The organism is Nocardia sp. NPDC059228, assembly GCF_042754245.1.
In the GTDB taxonomy this organism is placed as follows: Bacteria; Actinomycetota; Actinomycetes; order Mycobacteriales; family Mycobacteriaceae; genus Nocardia.
In genome coordinates this window covers 1-3,902 of sequence record NZ_JBHZAL010000084.1, presented here as the reverse complement: position 1 = coordinate 3,902, position 3,902 = coordinate 1, and the positions used below count along the sequence as shown (strand labels likewise).

Genomic DNA, 3,902 nt, shown 5'->3' with positions numbered 1-3,902 from the left:
GGGCGTGCGGTGCCTGCTGGGAAGGGGCCGGTGGGGCATTTCGACCCGTCCCTGATGAGCCTCGCCACCGTACGGAAATAACCCACGTGGCGATGTGCGGCCTCTACCCCGACGACCCGACCGCATGGCAAACCCCGAATGAACCGCCGGGCGTCTAGCCTGTGAAGCCATGACATTCGTCTACAACCTGGTGGTCGTCGTCCATCTGCTCTGTATGGCGGCGGTCATCGGCGGTTATGCCGTCGCGCGGCCGAAGGTATCCGAGTGGATGTTGTGGGGTGCACGGGCGCTTGTCGTCACGGGCCTGGTGATGGTCCTCATGGCCCACTTCATCCATTCGCTGGACAAGCATCTGCTCATGTCCAAGGTTGTGGTCAAGCTGGCTATCGGGGTCTCGGTGGCAGGTCTGGCCGAACTCGGACACTATGCCAAGCGCGACAAGGTGATTTCATGGTCGGCGCATGCGGCCGGCACGCTGGCGATCGCCAACGTGTGCGTGGCCGTGCTCTGGCACTGAGCTGGTCTGTGAGATCGGGCATCGCCGAGGGAATACCTTCGTCTCCCATTCAAAATTGCATTTCCTGCGAAGCCGCCAGGCTTTCGCGCCACCACCGGGAAGGACCTCAGTTGGGCTGAGGTCCTTCTTCTTCGTCGGGGCGGCCTCGGAAATGGTCGAATCGTCAGCGGCGCAACGAAATTGGTGAGATCGGCACAATGCGCCGCACAACGGCGCCGCGAAAGTCGTCAACTGTCGCCTCACCGTCGGCTGCCACCTAGGTGTTGATTGTCTTCACCCCAGGCGGGCGGATGGACAACCGCACGGTGATAGATACCGACTGGTCTGAACTCGTAGGTTTGTTGTACCCGGAAAGACGGATATCGGGTTCCATGTTCCCCACCAAAGCTCAAGTAGGAGAAGGCCGATGGTGATTCCACATCGTTCGCTGATCGTTGCTCATGTACGTCCGGACGCTATTTTCAACGTTGGCGAGATCTTCGCTGAGTCCGATTCGTCGACGGATCTGCCGGCGATTGCGGGTGTGACCCGGCGTGAGCTGTGGGCTCTGGATGACCTGTATGTGCACTTGGTGGAGACCGAGGAGCCCGGTGGCGCCGCTATTGGCAGGGCCGCGCGGCATCCGGAGTTCGCCCGCGTGAGCGCCCGGTTGCGCGAGTTCGTGTCGCCTTATCTCGCCAACTGGCTGTCGCCGGAGGATGCGCGCGCTCGCATGTTCTACAGCTGGACACCACAGACCGGTCCGGCACTGGGTTCCGGTCTCACCACTCGAGGGAAGGAAGAGAAGTAAATGTTCGACACGTTCACCATCGAGACATTGCGCGCGATCCTGGACGAGCATGTCGGGGTCGACATCGGTCCGGACGAGTTGGAGCGGGCAGACGCGCTGACTCTGGAGGAGATCGGTGTGGATTCGTTGGCGGTCTTCGAGATTCAGAGCGTTGTGGAACGCGATTTCGATGTCAGGTTGCCTGCCCAGCTGCTCGGGATGACCGGTGGTGACGTGGTTCGGTACGTAGAGCTCGCATTCATCGGGGAGGCCGCGTGATGTCGGGACACACAGAAAACTCGATCCTCATCGACGCGCCCCTCGAGGTGGTGTGGGATTCGACCAACGACGTGCGGGTCTGGCCGGATCTGTTCTCCGAATACGCTGCCGTCGATGTTCTCGCGGAGCACGGCGATACCGTCCGGTTCCGGCTCACGATGCACCCCGACGAGGCGGGGCAGGTGTGGAGCTGGGTCAGCGAACGAACCGTTGATCCGGTCAACCGGACCGTGGACGCGCATCGGGTGGAGACCGGGCCGTTCGAGTACATGCGGATCCATTGGAGTTATGCCAAGTCCGGGTCGGGCACCCGGATGACCTGGGTTCAGGACTTTCACATGCGTCCGGCCGCACCGATCGACGACGCCGGCATGACCGACCGCATCAACACCAACAGCGTGATCCAGATGCAGCTCATCAAGGAAAAGGTCGAAAAGCGCCACAAGGCCGCGGCCGAGACGATCGCCACGCCGAGTATCCGGCCGGGCCGCGTCGATGTTTCCGACCTGCCCGCCGACCGTCGCCGTGGAGGCGAAATCAGGACCGTGCTGAGCCCGAAAACCGTTGGCAGCACATCCGGTTTCACCGGAGTTGCCACCCTCGAGCCGGGGGAGCGCATCGCCGAGCACTACCACCCGTATTCGGAGGAGTTCCTGTATTGCGTCCAGGGAGACCTCACCGTCGACCTCGACGATGAGCAGTGGTCGCTGGCAACGGGGCAGGGACTGTTCGTGCCGATCGGTGTCCGGCACCGGGTGCGCAATACCGGGACCGAGACCGCCAGCATCGTCTTTCACCTCGGACCGCTCGCCCCGCGACCCGAACTCGGTCACGTGGACACGGAACTATCGGCGGCCGCCCCCGGTACCGCGGAGAGAGCACGATGACCCGGGTCGCCGTCACGGGGGTCGGCGTCGTCGCTCCGGGCGGGATCGGACGCACATCGTTCTGGGACTGCCTGTCGTCCGGGCGCACAGCGACCCGCCGGATCAGTTCCTTCGACCCGGCCGGGTTCCGCTCCCAGGTGGCGGCGGAATGCGATTTCGATCCGCAGGCGGCCGGGTTGTCGCCCAGGCAGGTGCGCCGCTTCGATCGGATGACCCAGTTCGCTCTCGTCGCCGCCCGCGAGGCGTTCGAGGACAGCGGTCTGGAGCTGTCCGACGCCGCGCGCGACATGTTCGGGGTGTCGCTCGGCTCGGCGGTCGGCGCGACCATCACCCTGGAGAACGACTATGTGATCGCGAGCGACAGTGGCCGGGATTGGCTGGTCGACGAGGGCGCCGTGCAACCCTACCTGTATCAGGCCCTCGTCCCCAGCAGCATGGCCGCCGAGGTGTCGGCCCACTTCGAATTGCACGGTCCGGCAACGGTCGTCTCGACGGGCTGCACGTCCGGGATCGACTCGATCGGTCACGCACTGCACATGATCGAAGACGGTGACGCCGACTTCGTCCTCGCGGGCGCATCGGACGCGCCGATCTCGCCGATCTCCGTCGCGGCATTCGACGCGATCCGGGCGACCACCGATGAGAATGACGATCCCACTCACGCCTCGCGGCCCTTCGACCTGACGCGCGCCGGTTTCGTGCTGGGCGAGGGTGCGGCGGTGCTGATGTTGGAGAAGCTCGACCACGCCCTGGCTCGGGGCGCCCACATCTACTGCGAGATCGGCGGGTACGCCTCGCGCTGCAACGGCTTCCACATGACCGGACTGCGCCCGGACGGGCTGGAGATGAGCATGGCCATCACGGAGGCCATGAACCAATCACGGCTCAACCCGGACGCGCTCGGCTACATCAGTGCTCACGGCTCGGGCACCAAGCAGAACGACCGCCATGAAACGGCGGCCTTCAAGAAGGCGCTGGGTGCCGCCGCGTACGAGGTTCCGATCAGCTCGATCAAGTCGATGATCGGGCACTCGCTCGGCGCGATCGGCTCGATCGAGATGGCGGCCTGCGCATTGGCGATCGACACCGGGGTGATCCCGCCGACCGCCAACTGGAGTAACCGGGACCCCGAATGCGATCTGGACTACGTCCCGAACATCGCGCGCACCGCCACCGTCGATACGGCTCTGTCGGTCGGCAGTGGGTTCGGCGGTTTCCAGTCCGCGATGGTCTTCACACGACCGGCGGAGTTGCGATGAACCGCCGCGCAGTGATCACCGGACGGTGAACACCGAGCACTCGTCGGGTCGATTCGTGAATGTTTCACCGACACAACCTCATTGAATTTCCTTCCCACCGAATTCTCAGCCCGGCTTTGGCCGGAGAAAAGTGATGATTATGCGTAATGACAGTGATTCCTGGGACATCAAGACGAGTGTGGGTGCTACCG

5 protein-coding genes are annotated in these 3,902 nt (G+C 63.9%); all 5 read left to right on the top strand.

Features of this window, described 5'->3' with window-relative positions; all coding sequences use genetic code 11:
- Positions 1-169 precede the first annotated feature (169 nt).
- The 5 genes from ACFXKA_RS42490 to ACFXKA_RS42470 all read left to right on the top strand — a co-directional run bounded on the left by ACFXKA_RS42490 (position 170) and on the right by ACFXKA_RS42470 (position 3,711).
- On the top strand, positions 170-517 hold the full coding sequence (locus tag ACFXKA_RS42490; RefSeq protein WP_379431826.1) for a hypothetical protein: 348 nt from the start codon (positions 170-172) through the stop codon (positions 515-517).
- Between the two features lie 406 nt (positions 518-923).
- Complete coding sequence (locus tag ACFXKA_RS42485) at positions 924-1,307, top strand: TcmI family type II polyketide cyclase (RefSeq protein ID WP_354851629.1); 384 nt, start codon at positions 924-926, stop codon at positions 1,305-1,307.
- Positions 1,308-1,565, top strand: a complete 258-nt coding sequence (locus ACFXKA_RS42480; protein ID WP_379431825.1) for an acyl carrier protein — start codon at positions 1,308-1,310, stop codon at positions 1,563-1,565. It abuts the gene before it with no gap.
- The gene (locus ACFXKA_RS42475; RefSeq protein WP_379431824.1) at positions 1,565-2,452 is read left to right on the top strand and encodes a cupin domain-containing protein; all 888 of its coding nucleotides are present in this window, start codon (positions 1,565-1,567) and stop codon (positions 2,450-2,452) included. Before ACFXKA_RS42480 ends, ACFXKA_RS42475 begins: the two co-directional genes overlap by 1 nt.
- Positions 2,449-3,711: a beta-ketoacyl-[acyl-carrier-protein] synthase family protein gene (locus tag ACFXKA_RS42470; RefSeq protein WP_379431823.1), complete on the top strand. Its 1,263-nt coding sequence runs from the start codon at positions 2,449-2,451 to the stop codon at positions 3,709-3,711. The genes ACFXKA_RS42475 and ACFXKA_RS42470 overlap by 4 nt, the downstream gene beginning before the upstream one ends.
- Positions 3,712-3,902: the final 191 nt, after the last annotated feature.